This window comes from Peptostreptococcus canis (assembly GCF_014229965.1).
Lineage (GTDB): Bacteria > Bacillota > Clostridia > Peptostreptococcales > Peptostreptococcaceae > Peptostreptococcus > Peptostreptococcus canis.
In genome coordinates this window covers 1-987 of sequence record NZ_JABGBW010000027.1, presented here as the reverse complement: position 1 = coordinate 987, position 987 = coordinate 1, and the positions used below count along the sequence as shown (strand labels likewise).

Here is a 987-nt window from a genome sequence, read left to right as displayed (position 1 = left end):
GGACATGCCGACTATGTAAAGAACATGATAACAGGAGCAGCTCAGATGGACGGAGCTATACTAGTTGTTGCAGCAACAGACGGTCCAATGCCTCAGACAAGAGAACATATCCTGTTATCAAGACAGGTTGGTGTACCATATATAGTAGTATTCTTAAATAAATGTGATATGGTAGATGATGAAGAACTACTAGAATTAGTAGAAATGGAAGTAAGAGAATTACTAAATGAATATGACTTCCCGGGAGATGATACTCCAATAGTAAGAGGATCAGCATTAATGGCATTAGAAGATCCAAATTCAAAATGGGGAGAAGTAATAGTAGATTTCTTCAATACAATAGATGATTATATACCGGCACCGGAAAGAGATGTAGATAAGCCATTCCTAATGCCTGTAGAAGACGTATTCTCAATTACAGGAAGAGGAACAGTTGCAACAGGAAGAGTGGAAAGAGGAATCTTAAAGGTATCAGATGAAGTTGAACTTGTAGGTTTAACAGAAGAACCAAGAAAGGTAGTAGTAACAGGAGTAGAAATGTTCAGAAAGTTACTGGACCAGGCAGAAGCGGGAGATAATATCGGAGCACTATTAAGAGGTGTTCAGAGAAATGAAATCGAAAGAGGACAGGTATTAGCAAAACCGGGTACAGTAAATGCTCATACAAAGTTTACAGCTGAAATATATGTGTTAAAGAAAGAAGAAGGTGGAAGACATACACCATTCTTTGATGGGTATAGACCACAGTTTTATTTCAGAACAACAGATGTAACAGGAGAGTGTAAATTACCTGAAGGAATAGAAATGGTAATGCCGGGAGATAACGTAACAATAGAAGTAGACCTAATCAACTCAATATGTGTTGAAGAAGGATTGAGATTTGCCATTAGAGAAGGTGGTAGAACAGTAGCTTCTGGAGTTGTTGCGTCAATAATTGAATAATTATTTGATTGAATAAATATCAAGATTTAGAGAACTTAATTTTTT

At 36.8% G+C, this 987-nt stretch carries 1 protein-coding gene; it reads left to right on the top strand.

All coding sequences use genetic code 11. The annotated features are described in order from the left end of the window. Positions 1-942, top strand: a 942-nt coding sequence (tuf, locus tag HLB29_RS09540; RefSeq protein ID WP_185624900.1) for an elongation factor Tu, incomplete at its 5' end; no start/stop codon positions are given. Positions 943-987 lie beyond the last annotated feature (45 nt).